The sequence below is a fragment of the Myceligenerans indicum genome, from assembly GCF_016742955.1.
Lineage (GTDB): Bacteria > Actinomycetota > Actinomycetes > Actinomycetales > Cellulomonadaceae > Myceligenerans > Myceligenerans indicum.
Map to the genome: position 1 here is coordinate 21,300 of NZ_JABBYC010000044.1, position 17,018 is coordinate 38,317.

The 17,018-nt window shown below is 73.0% G+C and carries 12 protein-coding genes; 9 read left to right on the forward strand and 3 right to left on the reverse strand.

Annotated features, from left to right (window positions below; translation table 11 throughout):
• Positions 1 to 6 precede the first annotated feature (6 nt).
• From HGK34_RS23305 to HGK34_RS17830, 6 genes are all read left to right on the forward strand, one after another.
• Positions 7 to 2,076 carry a LuxR C-terminal-related transcriptional regulator gene (locus HGK34_RS23305; protein ID WP_201849871.1) on the forward strand — a complete coding sequence of 690 codons (2,070 nt, stop codon included), beginning with the start codon at positions 7 to 9 and terminating at the stop codon, positions 2,074 to 2,076.
• 319 nt (positions 2,077 to 2,395) lie between these two features.
• Positions 2,396 to 4,753, forward strand: a complete 2,358-nt coding sequence (locus HGK34_RS17810) for a glycosyl hydrolase family 18 protein (protein WP_201849873.1) — start codon at positions 2,396 to 2,398, stop codon at positions 4,751 to 4,753.
• A 124-nt stretch (positions 4,754 to 4,877) separates the two neighbouring features.
• Positions 4,878 to 6,725, forward strand: coding sequence for a glycosyl hydrolase family 18 protein (locus tag HGK34_RS17815; RefSeq protein ID WP_244666899.1), 1,848 nt, complete (start codon positions 4,878 to 4,880; stop codon positions 6,723 to 6,725).
• A gap of 168 nt (positions 6,726 to 6,893) precedes the next feature.
• A complete protein-coding gene (locus tag HGK34_RS17820; RefSeq protein ID WP_201849875.1) occupies positions 6,894 to 7,448 on the forward strand; it encodes an RNA polymerase sigma factor in 555 nt (184 codons plus the stop codon).
• A gap of 91 nt (positions 7,449 to 7,539) precedes the next feature.
• Complete coding sequence (locus HGK34_RS17825) at positions 7,540 to 9,009, forward strand: hypothetical protein (RefSeq protein ID WP_201849877.1); 1,470 nt, start codon at positions 7,540 to 7,542, stop codon at positions 9,007 to 9,009.
• A gap of 49 nt (positions 9,010 to 9,058) precedes the next feature.
• Complete coding sequence (locus tag HGK34_RS17830; protein WP_201849879.1) at positions 9,059 to 9,502, forward strand: OsmC family peroxiredoxin; 444 nt, start codon at positions 9,059 to 9,061, stop codon at positions 9,500 to 9,502.
• A gap of 45 nt (positions 9,503 to 9,547) precedes the next feature.
• Here the strand turns inward: HGK34_RS17830 and HGK34_RS17835 are convergent, their stop codons facing one another.
• Positions 9,548 to 10,195 (reverse strand): nitroreductase family protein, encoded by a 648-nt coding sequence (locus HGK34_RS17835; RefSeq protein ID WP_201849881.1) that lies wholly within the window; start codon positions 10,193 to 10,195, stop codon positions 9,548 to 9,550.
• Between the two features lie 280 nt (positions 10,196 to 10,475).
• On the opposite strand from HGK34_RS17835, the gene HGK34_RS17840 reads away from it, so the two are divergent.
• Positions 10,476 to 13,481, forward strand: a complete 3,006-nt coding sequence (locus HGK34_RS17840) for an FAD-binding and (Fe-S)-binding domain-containing protein (RefSeq protein ID WP_372433155.1) — start codon at positions 10,476 to 10,478, stop codon at positions 13,479 to 13,481.
• A gap of 21 nt (positions 13,482 to 13,502) precedes the next feature.
• Here HGK34_RS17840 and cofC read toward each other — a convergent pair whose 3' ends face one another.
• Positions 13,503 to 14,228 carry a 2-phospho-L-lactate guanylyltransferase gene (cofC, locus tag HGK34_RS17845; RefSeq protein ID WP_307816066.1) on the reverse strand — a complete coding sequence of 242 codons (726 nt, stop codon included), beginning with the start codon at positions 14,226 to 14,228 and terminating at the stop codon, positions 13,503 to 13,505.
• On the reverse strand, positions 14,225 to 15,196 hold the full coding sequence (cofD, locus tag HGK34_RS17850) for a 2-phospho-L-lactate transferase (RefSeq protein ID WP_307816067.1): 972 nt from the start codon (positions 15,194 to 15,196) through the stop codon (positions 14,225 to 14,227). The genes cofC and cofD overlap by 4 nt, the downstream gene beginning before the upstream one ends.
• A gap of 134 nt (positions 15,197 to 15,330) precedes the next feature.
• On the opposite strand from cofD, the gene HGK34_RS17855 reads away from it, so the two are divergent.
• Together HGK34_RS17855 and HGK34_RS17860 are read left to right on the forward strand one after the other, a co-directional pair.
• Positions 15,331 to 15,654, forward strand: coding sequence for a thiamine-binding protein (locus HGK34_RS17855; protein ID WP_201849887.1), 324 nt, complete (start codon positions 15,331 to 15,333; stop codon positions 15,652 to 15,654).
• Between the two features lie 105 nt (positions 15,655 to 15,759).
• Entirely contained in the window at positions 15,760 to 16,980 is a 1,221-nt protein-coding gene (locus HGK34_RS17860) for a YncE family protein (protein WP_201849889.1), read from the forward strand.
• Positions 16,981 to 17,018 lie beyond the last annotated feature (38 nt).

The window sequence follows — 17,018 nt, forward strand, 5'->3', positions numbered from 1 at the left end:
GTTTCGATGGCTTCCGCCACATCCGCACGTACGGAAGATTCCACGACCGGGACGCGGTGCCGCAACGTCGCGCCACACGTCTCGGTCGCCCTGTCCGACAAGGTCGAAGGCGACCGGGAGGCTCAAGCCGAGCTCGAGAAGGTTCTCACCGCCGAACAACTGACCGGTGCCGCACTGCTCCCGGACCCGCTGCCCGCGGTTCCGGCGGCCCGGGCTGCCCAGCCCGGGCTGGGCGGCCTGGACGAGGACGCGCGACGCATCCTGCTCGTCGCCGCCGTGGCCGTGATCGATCGTGCCGAGGTGCTGCTCGCCGCCGCCGGCGCCGGCATCGACGACCTCGTCTCGGGGCCTGCCGGTGACCACCTGCATCTGGTGGGTGGCCGGTTCTCCTTCCGCGACCAACGGGCCCGGCAGATCGTGCACGACGACGCCGATCTCGCCGCCCGCACGTCCGCCCACCTCGAGCTGGCGAGGGTGCTGCGGGCCTCCGGACGCGCCGAGGTCGCCCTCTGGCACACCGCGCTCGGCACCATGGAGGGGGACGCCCTGCTCGCCGACGGGCTGGTCGAGCTCGCCGAATGGCACCTGGCCTGCGGTGACACCGCTCGTGCGCAGGAGGTGGCGCGCGAGGCGGTGAGCCAGGGCGTGGGAGACACCCACCGCCGTGCGGGCGCGATCGCGAGCCGGGCGGCCCTGTTGGGCGGACATGTGCACGATGCCGTCTCGTTCGCCCGCCAGGCGGGCGACGCCGGCCCGGCGCTCACCGCGGCCCTGGCGTTGCGCGACGGGGATCCGGACCCGGGGCTGGCGGACGTCGTCGAGTCCACGCACGACCGGTCGGCGCTCCGTGCCGCGGTCCGTGCGCTCGCCGTCGTGCACGCGAGCGCGCCGAAGGCCGCGGCGATCCTCACCGAGGTGCTGCCCGACGTCGCCCCCGCGCCGCGGTCGGGGTGCTGGTTCGAGGGCCCGGGCTGTGTCACCCCACTGGTCGAGGCCCACCTCCGGGTGGTGCAGGCGCTGGTTGCCATGCGTTCCGGCGAGCTCGACCGCGCCGCGGCCGTGCTCGATGACGCCGCGCGCCGGCTACCCGTGGCTCTGGCGTTCGGCGGGCTCGGCGTCGCCCTGGCGCGGCGGCTCGACCTGGTCCGGACCGGTGCGGTGAGCCCGACGACGCGGGCGCTCGAGGAATCCTCGGCGGGGATGCCGGCCGGCGTCGTGCGCGCGGCCCAGCTCGGCGACAAGGCGGTCGAGGCCGCGCACGCCGGGCGTGACGTGCAGGCCGCCACCTTCCTGGGCCTCGCGGCCGAGCGGGGTGGTGCGGAGTTGCGCGCGTGGTGGCTCCCGACGCCGGACCCGGCAGAGCTGTTCGTCCGCGCGGGGCAGCAGCGTGCCGCGCGGCGCCATCTGGCCCAGCTGCGCGGTGCCGTCCTCGGTCCGGCCCCGCGTGCCGCGGGCCTGCGCATGACCCTCGACCTGGCACGGGCCGAGGTCGCTCTCGCGGAGCCGAGCACGCTGCAGCGTGCGGCGGAACGAGCGGTCGAGGTGTCGCAGGCCGTCGGGTCGACGTTCGAGCGTGGCCTGACGGAGGTGGTGATCTCGCGGGCGCTCGAACGGCACGCGCGGGACGCCGAGGCGGCCGCACACCTGCTGGCCGCACGGGCGCTGTTCGCGGAGTCCGGTGCCCTGGCGTTCCTCCCGGACTCGCGGGTCCCGGCAGGTGCGGGCGCACAGGGCGACGGGCGCGTCAGGTCCGGTCCGGCGCGGCAGGCCACCGGGTCGGGCCTGCCGGCCGAGGAGGTCGCCGAGAACGTGACACGTCTCGACGTCGAGCGGCAGGAGCGCGGTGCGCGAGTGGCGGAGGCGGTCCTGGACCGGTTCGCGCACTGGGGCGAACTGCTCACCGAGCGTGAGCTCGACGTGGCGCGGCTCGTGGCGCAGGGGCGGACGAACCGTCAGGTCGCGGAGCGGCTCTACGTCTCGGTGCGCACCGTGGAGGTGCACCTGGGCCGGGTCTTCCGGAAGCTGGGCGTGCGTTCCCGGACGGAGCTGGCGGTCCTGGCCCACCGCACGGCCTGAGGGCCTTCCTGCCCGTCCGGCCCGGGCGAGACACCGATCGGCCTGATCCATGTCGCGCTCTCCGGCGACGCGCTCTCCGGCGACGCGCTCTCCGGCGTCGTGCTGCCCGGCAATGTTGCCCGGCGACACCGCCCGGCGATGTTGCCCGGCGACACCGCCCGGGGGTGTCGGCCGCGGTGTCGGGACATGTCCTTCGGTGCCTGGCCGTACGGGGTTTCCCGTATGGCCGGGCGGTTTCACCGCCCGGCATTGTGGGGATCACGGATTCCTAAAAAGGAACCTTTCCTTACTTTTAGGGGGACGAGGAGAGGTAGGGGCAATGAAGACCGAACACACGCGACCACGGCGTCGCACCTGGCGCGGGATCGCGTTCGCCGCCGCGCTGGCCGTGGCGGGCGGCGGAGTCGCCGCGACAGCCGCCGCACCCCGGGCCGAGGCCCTGGAGTGCGCCACCCCGTGGTCGTCGTCGTCCGTGTACGTCGCCGACGACGTCGCCTCGTACGACGGCCATGACTGGCGGGCCAAGTGGTGGACCCGGAACGAGACGCCCGGCGCCGCGCAGTGGGGGCCGTGGGAGGACCAGGGGGAGTGCGGCGTCCCCGAGCCGACGCCGACCCCCACCGCCGAACCGACCACGGACCCGACCCCCGACCCGACGGGTGGGCCCACCACCCCGCCATCGGGCACGAACCCCGACGAGGTCTGCCGGCCGGACGGCATGGCACCCACGGCCGGTGTCGACACCCCGTACTGCGACGTCTACGACACGGACGGCCGCGAGATCCTGCCGGGCGGCCTCGACCGCCGCGTCATCGGCTACTTCACGAGCTGGCGCACGGGCGCCGGCGACCAGCCCGCCTACCTGGCGAGCGACATCCCGTGGAACTCCGTGAGCCACATCAACTACGCGTTCGCGCACGTCGGCGAGGACTATCGGGTGTCGGTCAACGCCGACGTCCCCGGCAACCCCGCCACGGACCTGACCTGGCCCGGCGTCGCGGGCGCCGAGATGGACCCCGCCCTGCCGTACACGGGGCACTTCAACCTGCTGCACCGGTACAAGGAGCAGCACCCCGGGGTGAAGATCCTCCCGGCCGTGGGCGGCTGGGCCGAGACCGGCGGCTACTTCGACGGCGACGGCGACCGCGTCGCGTCCGGAGGCTTCTACACGATGACCGAGTCCCAGGACCGCATCGACACGTTCGCCGAGTCGGTGGTGGACCTGGTCCGCGAGTACGGGTTCGACGGCATCGACATCGACTACGAGTACCCGACGTCGAACAACGACGCCGGCAACCCGCTCGACCTCGGATTCTCCAACGCCCGTCGCGGCGAGCTGATGGACGGCTACGTCGCCCTGATGAGGACGCTCCGCGAGCACCTGGACGCCGCGGGCGCCGAGGACGGCGAGTACTACCTGCTCACCACGGCCACGCCCTCCTCCGGCTGGCTGCTGCGCGGCATGGAGGCCTACCAGATCACCGAGTACGCCGACTACGTCAACCTGATGACGTACGACCTGCACGGAGCCTGGAACAAGTACGTGGGCGGCAACGCCGCGCTGTTCGACGACGGCAACGACCCGGAGCTCGCGGCCGGCGGCGTCTACACGGCGTACGACGGCATCGGCTACCTCAACGGCGACTGGGCGGCGCACTACTTCCGCGGAGCCATGCAGGCCGGCCGCATCAACCTCGGCGTGCCCTACTACACGCGCGGCTTCCAGGGCGTGACCGGCGGGACCTACGGCATGGGCGGGACCGCGGTGCCGCCGCCGGGCTACACCTGCCCACCCGGCACCAACAACGCCTGCGGGTACGGCGCCGACGGCATCGACAACCTCTGGTACGACACCGACCCCACCGGCGGCCCGGTGCCCGCGGGCGTCAACCCGATCTGGCACGTGAAGAACCTCGCCGACGGCGTGGTGGGGGACTACACCGACGCGTACGGCGTACCGGGCACCATCGAGGGCAGCTACACGCACCACACCGACGCCGTCACCAAGAACGAGTGGTGGTGGAACGCCGAGACCAGCACGTTCCTGTCCGGCGACGCGGAGTGGGCCATCGGCGAGAAGGCCGACTACGTGACCGACACCGGGCTCGGCGGCGTGATGATCTGGGAACTCGCCGGAGACTACGGCTACGACCAGGACACGGGGCAGTACGGGATGGGCTCCACGCTCACCGACCTGCTCCACTCCAAGCTGTCGGGCGTCTCCGCCTACGGCAGCACCAAGGCGAACGGTCCGGCGCCGTCCCAGGCGCTCGACCTCGACCTGGAGTACACCGCGTTCGCCCTCGGCGACAACAACTACCCGATCGCGCCGAAGGTGCTGTTCCACAACCAGGGGGGCACGGACATCCCCGCCGGGGCCACCGTGACCTTCCAGTACGCCACCTCCGACACCGGGGCCATGAGCGACTGGTCGGGGCTCGGCACCACGACGACCCCCGGGCGCTCCGGGCCCAACGTCGGCGGGCTCGGCGCGGACTTCCACACGGCCACGTTCACCGTCCCGGCGGGCGGCATCCCCGCCGGCGGGTCGCTCACCAACAACCTCAAGTGGGCGTTGCCCGTGGCCCAGTTCTCCAACGTGGTCGTCACGATCGACGGCACCGACTACGCGACCACCTACGACCACCCGCGAGGCGTGACCGTCGTCGACCCGTGAGTGGTCCTGCGGCGGACGTCAGGAGCCGACGACGGAGCGAGTCACCCGGCCGGGCCGGAGAACCCGGCCGGAATCACAGGACCAGCCGGCCCAGGGCCGGGAACGAGGACGAAGGAGACCCCTGATGGAGCTGCAGCACAGCCGGCCGTCGCCGGACGCGAGACGCAGGAAGCGGCGCACCGTCGCCGCGAGCCTCACGGCGCTCGCCGTGGCGGGGGCCGGGGCGTTCACCGCGCTGGCGACCACCGCGAACGCGGAGGAGCTGACGACCACCACCGCGGCGGTCAACGGCTACCGCAACGTCGCCTACTTCACGCAGTGGGGCGTGTACGGGCGTGACTACCAGGTCAAGGACATCGTCGACGCGGGTGTCGCCGACGACCTGACCCACATCAACTACGCGTTCGGCAACATCCACCACGAGACCCTCGAGTGCTTCGAGGCGAACAAGGCTCAGGGCGAGGGCCCGAACGGGTCCGACGGCGCCGGGGACGCCTACGCCGACTACGGGAAGTCCTACACCGCCGCGGACTCGGTGTCGGGCGTCGCCGACACCTGGGACCAGCCCCTGGCGGGTTCGTTCAACCAGCTCAAGCAGCTGAAGGCGCAGAACCCGGACCTCAAGGTGCTGATCTCGATCGGCGGCTGGACCTGGTCGAAGAACTTCTCGCGGGCCGCCGCGACGCCGCAGTCCCGCACGAACTTCGTCTCCTCCTGCATCGACCAGTACATCAAGGGCAACCTGCCCGTGATCGACGGCCGAGGCGGCGACGGCGCGGCGGCGGGGGTGTTCGACGGGTTCGACATCGACTGGGAGTGGCCCGGCTCGCCGAACGGCAACGAGGGCAACTACGTCGACCCGGAGAACGACGCCGCGAACTTCAGGGCGCTCCTCGCCGAGTTCCGCAGCCAGCTCGACGCCTACGGCGCGCAGACGGGCAAGCACTACGAGCTGTCGGCGTTTCTCCCGGCGAACCCGGCGGACATCGCCTCCGGGGGATGGAACGACCCGGCCATCTTCACCTCGCTCGACTTCGGCAACCTGCAGGGCTACGACCTGCACGGCGCCTGGAACCCCAGTCTCACCGGGCACCAGGGGAACCTGTACCACGACCCGGCGGACCCGCGTGAGCCGGCCCGGCAGTTCAGCATCGCCGACTCCCTGGCGGAGTACACGGGCAACGGGGTGGACCCGGCCCAGCTCACCCTCGGCATGGCGATGTACGGTCGCGGCTGGACCGGTGTGACCCAGTCCGAGCCGTGGGGCAGCGCCACCGGCGCCGCGCCGGGCACCTACGAGGCGGGCAACGAGGACTACGACATCCTCAAGAACCTCGGCACCGAGTACTTCGACGAGCAGGTCGGTGCGGCCTGGCGGTACGACGGCACCCAGTGGTGGAGCCTGGACACGCCGCAGTCGGTCACCCAGAAGGCGCAGTGGATCAAGGCGCAGGGCCTCAGCGGTGCCATGTGGTGGGAGCTGTCGGGCGACGAGTCGGGAGACCTGACCGGCGCCGTGGCCGCCGAGTTCGGCAACGGTGACCCGGGCCCGGAGCCGACCGACGACCCCACGAGCCCGGAGCCGACGGACGACCCGACGAGCCCGGAGCCGTCCGACCCGCCGTCGGACTGCACGTCCGCGGCCTGGGACGCGTCGGCCGTGTACACGGGCGGGGACACCGCCTCGTACGAGGGCCACGAGTGGGAGGCCAAGTGGTGGACGCAGGGCGAGACCCCGGGCAGCGCCGACGTCTGGGCGGACCTGGGGACCTGCTCCGGCGGGCCCGACCCGGAGCCGACCGGCGGGCCCGGCACGGGCGACTGCCCGGCGGCCTGGGACAGCACCGTGGCGTACACGGGCGGTGACGAGGTCGCCTACGGTGGCGACGCCTGGCGCGCCAAGTGGTGGACGCAGGGCGACACGCCGGGTGTCGGCGAGTGGGGCCCCTGGGAGGACCTGGGACCCTGCTGACCTGCCGGGCCTCGGCCCGGCCCACGAGCGAGCCGGCCGGCTGTTCCACCACGGAACGGCCGGCCGGCTCGTTGCCGCCGGAGGGAAACCCGGCCCGCACCACCGTCCGGTCTCGGGGTTCCGCACGGCGCGTGCAAGGGATCGGGCCAAGCCGACATAGTGGGGAGTATGGAGGACACCGACAGGTCGCCGACGCCCGGGGGCGGAGGGCCACCGCATGACGACGCCTGGTTCGCCGCGCTCTTCGACGCGCACCACCGGGCGCTGTTCCGCTACTTCGTCCGGCGGCTGCCCGCCACCGGCGGCGCGCGCACCAGCGACGCGGAGGACCTCGCCGCCGAGGTTCTCGCCACGGCGTGGCGCCGCCGCGACGACGTGCCCGACGGCGCCGAACTGGCGTGGCTCTACCGCACCTGCGGGTTCGTCCTGGCGAACCACCGGCGCAAGATCCGGGCCCTGCCGGTCGCGATCGTCCCGGACGAACCGGACGACGTCGACCCGGAGACCCTGGCCGTCGACGACGACGCCGTACGGACCGTGCTGGCGTCGCTCAGCCCGCGCGACCGGCGCATCCTGCTGCTTGTCGCCTGGGACGGGCTCGACGGCGACGCGCTGGCCGAGGTCCTGGGTGTCTCGCGCGGTGGTGCCGACGCCGCGCTGTCCCGTGCCCGTTCCCGCCTCCGTGAGGCGTGGCTCACAAGCGAGCAAGCCCATGACGCATGACGACACAAACCTGGGTGACGGGCAGGACGGCCAGGAGCCTGCCCGCGGAGACCGAACCCCTGGACCACGAACGGGTAGCGGAGGGACAGCGATGAATCACGATGCCTTCGACCGCCTCCGTGCCGCCGACCCCGCGCACCAGGTGCCCGAGCCGGCCGCCGGAGTGCTGCGGGCCAAGGTCGATGCGCTGATCGGGGCGGAAGCCCCGGCAGCGGGTACGCCCGACGACGGTACGCCGGCAGGCGGACCGGGCGCCGACGAACTCGCCCGGCGACGGTCGCGGCGCCGGCAGCCATGGCTGCTGGCGGCCGCCGTGGCCGGAATCGTGGCCGTGGGCGGGGGTGGCTACGCGGCCGGGTCGAACGGGCTGCTCTCCGCGGCCTCCGACGCGTCGGACGGGAGCGGGGCGGCGACCATGTCCGAGGCCGCACCCCCGATCACCCTCGACCGTGCGGACGCCCCCGAGGGCGCTCAGGCGCCCGCCATGGGGGCGGAGAGCGAGAGCCTTCAGGAGGTCGCGCCGGACGCGCAGGACGAGGTGGGACGCGAGCCGATGGTAGGGACGTACCTCTACCCCGGCCCGTCGCGCACGGTGTTCCACCCGGGCGCGAGCCTGTCCGACGACGGCGGCGAGCTCGCCGCCTACGCCCTCGACGCGCAGTCGTCCTACACCAAGGAGACGGCCGAGGCGGCGGCTCGCGCCCTGGGCGTGCGTGCCGACGCGCGGCAGGAGGGCGGCGCGTGGGTGGTCGGCGCGAACGACGGGACGGGCGCGAGCGTGCGCCTCGCCGCAGACGGCCGCACCTCGCTCTGGTACACCGACGCGCAGCCCGACACGTGGCGCTGCACCGACATCGAGCCGGCCCTGCCCCAGGACGGCGCGGACGACGGCCTCGAGGGGCAGAGCTCCGCGGGCACGGCGCCTGACGCCAAGGAGGGCGGCGCGCCGCCCTGCCTGGGTACCGACACCGGATCCGTACCGGCGACGGAGGCGATCGCCGAGCTGCGACGGCTCATGGAGGCGCTCGACGTCGACGTGCAGGCGTTCGACTTCGAGGCGAGCCCCAGTGGTATGGGCACCACCGTCGCCGCCTACCACCGGATCGACGGACGCCGGACCGGGCTGTCGTGGTCGGCGACCCTCTCGGGCACCGGGACCAAGACACGCTTCGTCTCGCTCAACGGGTTCCTGGCACCCGTCGAGGAACTGGGCACCTACCCGGTGGTCTCCGAACGGGAGGCCGTCGAGCGGCTCGGTGACCTGCGCTTCAGTGCCTCGCTCGGGAACATCCGGCCGCTCGCCGCGGCGTCCGGGGACGCCGGCACCTCGACGACGGACGCCCCGGCACCCGAAGGGCCGCCCGCGACCCTCGAACCGGGCGCACCCCTGTCCTGGCCCGTGCGTGACGTCACGATCACCGACGCCCGGCTCGGAGTGGCGCAGCACGTGCTGGACGACGGCGCCGTGGCGCTGATTCCCGCGTACGAGCTGACGGGCGACGGCGGCGCCTGGTCGGTGGTCGCCGTGGCGGACGACTTCCTGGACTTCGCGGGGCGGTGACGACGGCGATAGGTTCGATCTGCGCGATCACCGACCCGAAGGAGACCTCATGGCTACCCGTACCGCTCGCACCGCCTGGAACGGCACCCTCATGGAGGGCAAGGGGCAGGTGGAACTCACGTCGTCGGGCACCGGCACGTTCGACGTGTCCTTCCCGCGCCGCACCGCGGAGAAGGCCGAAGGCGTCACGAGCCCCGAAGAACTGATCGCCGCCGCGCACTCCTCCTGCTACGCCATGGCGTTCTCGGGCGAGCTCGGCAAGGTCGGCGGCACGCCGGAGCAGGTGGAGATCGGCGCCGACGTCACCGTGGTCCCCGACCCCGCCGGGGGGATCCGGATCTCGACCGTGGCGCTGACGGTACGCGGCTACGCGAGCGGCGTCGACGAGGCGGCGTTCACGGCGGCGGCCGAGGCCGCCAAGGCCGGCTGCCCCGTCTCGAAGGCCCTCACCGGGGTGGACGAGATCACCCTGGACGTCACGTTCGAGGGCTGACGGCGCCCTCCCGAGCCGCCGGGTCCGGGACCGGGACGGACACCGCTACCGCCGCGTGAAGCGGCCCCGGTGGACCACCTGGTCCAGCGGCTTGCGGGCGCGGCGGGACGGTGAGCCCGCCGCGCCACCCGACATCGGGTGTCCGACCGCCACCACGCCCGTGATCTCGAACTCCTCGGGGACGGTGAGCTCGCCTCGCACGGCGGGCACCCGATCCGGCGGGACGCCGAAGAAGCAGGCGCCAAGTCCTTCGTCCACAGCGGTCTGCAGGATCAGGAGGGACGCCATCCCCGCGTCGACGTGCCAGTACGGCACGGGCCAGCGGGACTCGTCGAGATCCGTCCAGCCCTTGTCCCTCTCGGCGTACCGCTCCAGATAGGCGGCCTTGGACGTGAGCACCAGGACCACGACGGGCGCCGTCCGCATCCCGGCCAGCCAGGAGGACATGTCGCGGGCGGACCGTTCGCCCGTACCGCCTGCCCCGGCCCCACCCCCCGACGGCGCCGCCGCCGACCAGAACCGGTCCCGGTCCTCCTCCTCGTCGAGCACGACGAACGCCCACCCCTGGCTGAACCCCGCACTTGGCGCCCGGACCGCGTTGTGCAGCATCCGGTCCACCGCCTCGGCCGCGACGGGCTCGGCGGTGAACCGGCGATGCATGCGACGCCGGCGGACGACCTCCTGAAACTCCATGGGGGACATCCTGCACGACCTGCCGGGGACGAGTGCGAGGCCCACCGCGGCGAGACCGCGGACTGCCGGAGAAGCGCCGCACGAACATTGCCGCACGGACGTCGCCGCACGGACGTCGCTGCACGAACGTCGCTGCACGAACATCGCCGCACGGACGTCGCAGCACCTGGCGGCCCGGAGTGGGACAATCACCGTCGTGCCCCCGCAGACTCGTCGCGCCCAGGTCCCTGCCGACACCGACGCCACGACCGCCGCCCGGATCACCGAGGAGGAGGCCCGGCTGGCCGCCCAGGCCGAGGCCCAGGACGCGGCGGCCTCCGCCCGCGAAGCGGTCGCGCACGCTCTGCGCACCGTCGTCGCGGGCGACGTCGACCACTCCACGCGACGGCGCGCGGAATACTCCACGGACGCCTCGAACTACCGCGTGGTGCCCGAGATGGTGCTCTTCCCCACCTCGATCGAGGATGTCACCGCGGCGCTCGCGGTGCTCCGTGAGCTCGACGTGCCGGTGACCGCACGAGGCGCCGGCACCTCCGTGGCCGGGAACTCGGTCGGCACAGGTGTGGTGATCGACTTCTCGCGTCACCTCGGCGAGGTGATCGAAATCGATCCGGACGCCCGCACCGCGCGGGTGCAGCCGGGCACGGTGATGTCCGAGCTGCAGGCCGCCGCGAAGCCGCACGGCCTGCGCTTCGGACCGGACCCGAGCACGCAGAACCGCGCCACTCTCGGCGGCATGATCGGGAACAACGCCTGCGGCCCGCACGCCGTGGCCTACGGGCGCACGGCCGACAACGTGGTCTCGCTGGACGTGATCGACGGGCAGGGCCGCCGCTTCGTGGCGGGCTCCGGCGACCCGGACTTCACGGCCGTCCCCGGCCTCAAGGAGCTGGTGCGGGACAACCTCGCGCTCATCCGCACGGAGTTCGGCCGGTTCGGCCGCCAGGTCAGCGGATACTCGCTGGAGCACCTTCTCCCGGAGAACGGCTCCGACCTCGCCCGGGCCCTGGTCGGCACGGAAGGCACCCTGGTCACCGTGTGCGAGGCCACGCTCGATCTGGTGCCCCTGCCGAGCGCGCCGACACTCGTCGTGCTCGGCTACCCCGACATGGCGACGGCCGCCGACGACGTCCCGGCGCTGCTCCGCTTCGACCCGCTCGCCGTCGAGGGGCTGGACGCCCGGCTGGTCGACGTCGTCCGCCGCGCCAAGGGCGCGCAGTCCGTACCCGAGCTGCCCGACGGCGCGGGCTGGCTGATGATCGAGGTCGGAGGCGAGACGCAGGACGAAGCGCTCGGGCGGGCGCAGGCGATCGCGGACGCGTCGTCGGCCCTCGGCAGCGCGGTCCTGCCCGCGGGCGCGGACGCGGCCCGCATGTGGCAGATCCGGGCCGACGGCGCCGGCCTCGCCGGCCGCACCCCCGCGGGAGAGCAGGCCTGGCCCGGCTGGGAGGACTCCGCCGTCCCGCCGGAGAAGCTGGGCGACTACCTGCGCGACCTCCAGGCCCTCATGGACCGCTACGGCGTGGACGGGCTCCCGTACGGCCACTTCGGCGACGGCTGCGTCCACCTGCGCATCGACATCCCGCTCGAGGCGTCCGGCTCGGTGCTGCGCACGTTCATGCACGACGCCGCCGAGCTCGTGGCCAGGCACGGCGGCTCGCTGTCCGGCGAGCACGGCGACGGCCGTGCCCGCTCCGAGCTGCTGCCCCTGATCTACTCGCCCGAGGCGATCCGGCTCATGGAGCAGTTCAAGGCCCTGTTCGACCCGGACGACCGGATGAACCCCGGCGTGGTGGTGCGCCCGCGCGGCATCGACCAGGACCTGCGCCGGCCCGCCGCCCGGCCGACGTCGTCGCGCAAGCCCCTGCCCGGACCGGTCGGTCTGCTGCTCGGCGGCCCCGCGACCCGTTCGGGCTACACCGGCTTCGGGTTCGCGCACGACCACCACGACCTCACCTCCGCCGTGCACCGCTGCGTCGGTGTCGGGAAGTGCCGGGCCGACAACGGCCCGTCCGGCGGCTTCATGTGCCCGAGCTACCAGGCCACACGCGACGAGAAGGACGTCACGCGCGGCCGCGCCCGCGTCCTGCAGGAGGCCGTCAACGGCACCCTGGTGGGCGGCCTCGCGGCACCCGAGGTGCGTGAGTCCCTCGACCTGTGCCTGAGCTGCAAGGCGTGCTCGTCGGACTGCCCGGCCGGGGTCGACATGGCGCAGTACAAGTCCGAGGTGCTGCACCGTACCTACCAGGGGCGGCTCCGGCCGATCGACCACTACGTGCTCGGCTGGCTGCCGCGCTGGGCCCGGCTCGCGGGGCCGTTCGCCCGGCTCGTCAACAAGGTTCTGAGGCCCCGCTGGGTGCAGAAGGCCGTGCTGTGGGCGGGCGGGATGGACCCGCGGCGCAAGATGGTGCGGTTCGCCGAGGTCCCGTTCCGCGAGTGGTGGCGCCGCGGCGGAGCTACCGCGGGCGTGCCCGGCCTGCGGGTGGGCGGTGCGCCGGGCCGGGAGGCCGAGACCGCCGCCAGGCTCGCCGACAAGCCCACGGTGGTGCTGTGGGCGGACTCCTTCAGCGACACGATCTCGCCGTCGGTCCCGCAGGCCGCGGTCGACGTGCTCACCGCCATGGGCTACGAGGCCGTGGTGCCCGACGACGGTGCCTGCTGCGGCATCACCTGGATCTCGACCGGCCAGCTCGACGGGGCCAAGCGGCGCCTGGAGAACCTCCTGCGCGTGCTCGGGCCGTACGCGGTCAACGGGATCCCGATCCTGGGGCTGGAGCCCTCCTGCACCGCCGTCCTGCGGTCCGACCTGGTGGACCTGTTCCCCGACGACCCGCGCGCGCTCGCCGTCTCCCGGGCCGTCGTGACCGTCGCCGAGCTCCTGTCCGGCGAGCGCGGTGAGGACGGCATCGCGCTCCCGGCCCCGAGCCCGGACTGGACGATGCCGTCGCTGGAGGACGTCACCGCCGTCGTGCAGCCGCACTGCCACCAGTACTCGGTGATGGGCTTCGCCGCCGACCGCGAGGTGCTCACCTCTGCGGGGGCGACGGTCAAGGAGCTGGCGGGATGCTGCGGGCTCGCGGGGAACTTCGGGATGCAGAAGGGCCACTACGACGTGTCGGTGGCCGTCGCCGAGAACGCGTTGCTCCCGGCGCTGCGCGAGGCCGCGCCGGGGGACGTCTACCTCGCGGACGGGTTCTCGTGCCGCACCCAGGCGGACCATCTCGCGGACGTCCAGGGCAAGGCGCTGGTGGAGCTGATCGCGGAGCGCCTGCCGAGCCGGGCCTGACGCGCCCGGCCGGCTGAACGGTCAGGCTGAGGGGAACCGGGCGAACCGGCCGACGGCCGCGCGGACCTCGGCCGGGAGCTCGTTCCAGTCGTCGACCGTGTCCAGATCGACGGCGGTGCCGGGGCGCCTGACCGTCACCGCCCGCACCCCGAGGCGTGCGGCCTCGGCCTCGTGGGCGCCCCGGCTGTCCGGCCCGAACCGGAAGCGGAACCCGGGTGCCGCCCCGCCGCGCAGGAGCAGCAGGTTCGTCCCGCGCCCGGCTCGGTCGGTCGCGACCACGACGTCGGCGGCCCGAGCGACCAGGTCCGTGAGGTCCGCGGGAGTGAGGGCGGGAAGATCCGCATGGGCGACGAGCAGCGAACGTGTCGCCTCGTCGGCACCGCCGTGCTCCGGTTCCCCCGCGCCGCAGTACTCCCGGGCGGCGTCGAGTGCGGCGTTCAGTCCGGGCCGCTCCGGTGACTGGGCCAGGAACGTCAGGTCGCCGACGTCGGACAGCTCACCGAGCGCCGAGCGGGCGAAACCAGCATCCGCGGTGACCACGACGACCCGGTCCACCTGCGGCGTCGCCAGCAGCGTGCCGGTCACGTGCTGGGCCAGGGCGGTGATGAGGGCACGGCGCGCGTCGTCGTCCAGGACGGTCGCGAGGCGCGACTTGCCGGAGACACCGTCGCGCAGAGGGACGACGGCGGTGATACCGGTCGCGGGCGCGCCGGTACCGGTGGCTCGGGCCGCGCCGGGACCGTTCACGTGCCCAGCCCGAGCAGTTCTCGCGCGAGGCGTTCGCGACCGTCGGGCCCGCCCATGATCGTGTCGGTGACCAGGACCTCGAACCCGAGATCGGCGATCGGGCCGGACAGGTGGGCATCGCGCTCGTCGATGCACATCACGTCTGCCAGCTCGGTGTACAGCCGGGCCACGCCCAGCGCCGACACCTCGTGGCCCAGCGACTCCAGGATCTGCGCGGCGGGTCCCTTGATCGCGGCCCCGCCGACGATCGGGCTGACGGCGACGCGGCGCGCCGCGGTCCCGGTCAGGGCGTCGCGCACCCCCGGTACGGCGAGGACGGGGTCGATCGACAGGAACGGGTTCGACGGCGCGAGCAGCACCAGCTCGGCCTCGCGCAGCGCGTCGACCACGCCGGGCGCGGGGCGGGTCGCCTCCGCGCCCTCGAAGTGCAGGCCGAGCACCTCGTCGGAATGCTGGTGGCCCACGAAGTACTCCTGGAAGCCGAGCCGTCCCGAGGGGGTGTCGACCATCGTGGCCAGGGAGTCGTCCGTGACGGGCAGGATGCGCGGACGCACGCCGAGCGACTCCGCGATCTGGGACGTCACCGCCGACAGCGGGCTGCCGGAGCGTAGCCGGGCCGTCCGGACGATGTGCGTCGCGAGGTCCAGGTCGCCGAGCGTGAACCACGTGTCCTCGCCCAGCCGGGCGAGCTGTTCGAGCGTCGCGTAGGTCTCCCCGCGCAGGCCCCAGCCTCGTTCCTCGTCGTTGAGCTCGGCGAGTGTGTACAGGACGGTGTCGATGTCGGGGGATATCCACAGGCCGTGCAGCTCGGTGTCGTCGCCGACGTTCACGACGACGGTCAGGGGGTGCCGGGGTGCCGGATTCCCGGAGATCGGCATCGGCTCGTCGGACGGTCGCAGGGCCAGGTCGAGGCCGTGCGCGAGGCGGGCGCCGCCGACCCCGCCGGCCAGGAGAGTCACTCGTTCCACGCCCCCGAGCCTATGCGCCGTGCGCGGCTGCCCCGGCCGGCGTCCTGCCCCGGCCGGCGTCCTGCGGCGGCGGTGTCCCGCCATCTCACGGCCTGGCGGACCGCCGGGGCGTCTCGCCGTGCCACGATGGGGGCATGGCTCTCTTCGCGTTCTCCGTGGCCCCGATGACCGGCGGCGACTCGGTCTCCGCAGCGGTGGCCGAGGCCGTCCGCATCGTGCGGGAGTCCGGCCTGCCGAACCGCACCACCTCGATGTTCACCGAGATCGAGGGCGAGTGGGACGAGGTGATGCCCGTCATCAAGGCCGCGACCGACGCCGTCGCGGCCGGCGGCCATCGCACCTCGCTCGTCGTCAAGGCCGACATCCGGCCCGGGGCGGCGCCCGGTCAGATCGACAGCAAGATCGCCCGCGTCGAGGAACGCCTGACGACGGGCGACGAGTCCCTGGGTCACAGCTAGCGGCGACGCGCCACAGCGGAATGGGCCTGTTTGCCCGTTTCTTATTGAACGGAACTCCAGTAGCGTGTTCCCGACCACTCGCCTCAACGCCGAGGAGATGCCGTCATGGCAACGCGCTCACGGATCCTGCCCGCCGTCGCCGCCGCGACGCTGCTGCTCACCGGCGCGGGGACACCCGCTCACGCCGAACCGCCGCCACGAGAGGTCCTGTTCGTCGCGAACAACTGGGACGGCACGGCCTCGGTGGTGACCTCCGACGCCTCGCTGTCACCCGTCGGCGAGCTGAACCTGATCCCCGACCGGGACGAGCGGATGACCGAGATCCGCTGGAACCCGATCTGGCTGGCCTTCTTCCTCGGGATCCGCGAATCGGTCGGCGAGGGACACGACCAGTTCGCCGACGACATGTACTCGACCCCGGACGGGTCCGCCGTCGTCGTCTCCCGGCCGAGCTTCGCCGACGTCGTCTCCATCGACGTACGCACCGGCGAGATCAACTGGAGGTTCCGCGTGGACGGCTACCGCGCGGACCACATGGCCCTGTCCCCGGACGGGACGCGCGTCGCCGTGTCCGCCTCGACCGCCAACCGCGTGCACGTGCTCGACCTCGCCACCGGCGAGGAGGCCGGGTCGTTCCCCACCGGTGACAAGCCGCACGAGAACGTGTTCACCGCAGACGGCCGCATCTGGAACATGTCCATCGGCGAGGTGAACAACGACCTGGACGAGCCCTGGCTGGACTTCACCAAGGGCGACCGCGTCATCACCGTCGCCGACGCGGAGACGTTCGACGTCGTGCGGGAGATCGACATGCGAGACCGGCTGGACGCCTTCGGCCTGCCCGCGGGCGAGGGATGGTCCGACGCCGTCCGGCCCGCCGCGTTCAGCCCGGACGAGTCGACGCTGTACTTCCAGGTCTCGTTCTACAACGGGTTCTTCGAGTACGACGTCGCGGCGGACCGGATCACCCGGCAGCACACGCTCCCCGAGAGGTTCGACGGCAGCCGCACCGACATGGTCAACGACTCACGGCACCACGGGCTGGCCATGCAGCCGGACGGCGACCGGCTGTGCGTCGCCGGGACGATGGACGACTACGCGGTGATCGTGGACCGCGAGACGTTCGACGAGGGACCTCTTGTGGGGATCGACAAGCCCTACTGGGCCACGGTGACGGGAGACGGACGGGCCTGCGTGGTCTCGGAGTCCGGTGCGGACCAGGTGACCTCGATCGACTTCGGCACCGGCGAGAAGATCGCGTCGACACCGGTGGGCGACCATCCGCAGCGGGTCCGGCTCGGTCACGTCCCGTCGGACTGGTCCTGACCTTTGTCCCGCCCCGCCACCCCGACCCTGTCTGTTTT

Coding starts and splice junctions, on each gene's coding strand:
- HGK34_RS17855 (WP_201849887.1), top strand. CDS start 15,331: ATGGCTCTCTTCGCGTTCTCCGTGGCCCCGATGACCGGCGGCGACTCG.
- HGK34_RS17820 (WP_201849875.1), top strand. CDS start 6,894: ATGGAGGACACCGACAGGTCGCCGACGCCCGGGGGCGGAGGGCCACCG.
- HGK34_RS23305 (WP_201849871.1), top strand. CDS start 7: ATGGCTTCCGCCACATCCGCACGTACGGAAGATTCCACGACCGGGACG.
- HGK34_RS17830 (WP_201849879.1), top strand. CDS start 9,059: ATGGCTACCCGTACCGCTCGCACCGCCTGGAACGGCACCCTCATGGAG.
- HGK34_RS17835 (WP_201849881.1), bottom strand. CDS start 10,195: ATGGAGTTTCAGGAGGTCGTCCGCCGGCGTCGCATGCATCGCCGGTTC.
- HGK34_RS17810 (WP_201849873.1), top strand. CDS start 2,396: ATGAAGACCGAACACACGCGACCACGGCGTCGCACCTGGCGCGGGATC.
- HGK34_RS17825 (WP_201849877.1), top strand. CDS start 7,540: ATGAATCACGATGCCTTCGACCGCCTCCGTGCCGCCGACCCCGCGCAC.
- HGK34_RS17815 (WP_244666899.1), top strand. CDS start 4,878: ATGGAGCTGCAGCACAGCCGGCCGTCGCCGGACGCGAGACGCAGGAAG.
- HGK34_RS17860 (WP_201849889.1), top strand. CDS start 15,760: ATGGCAACGCGCTCACGGATCCTGCCCGCCGTCGCCGCCGCGACGCTG.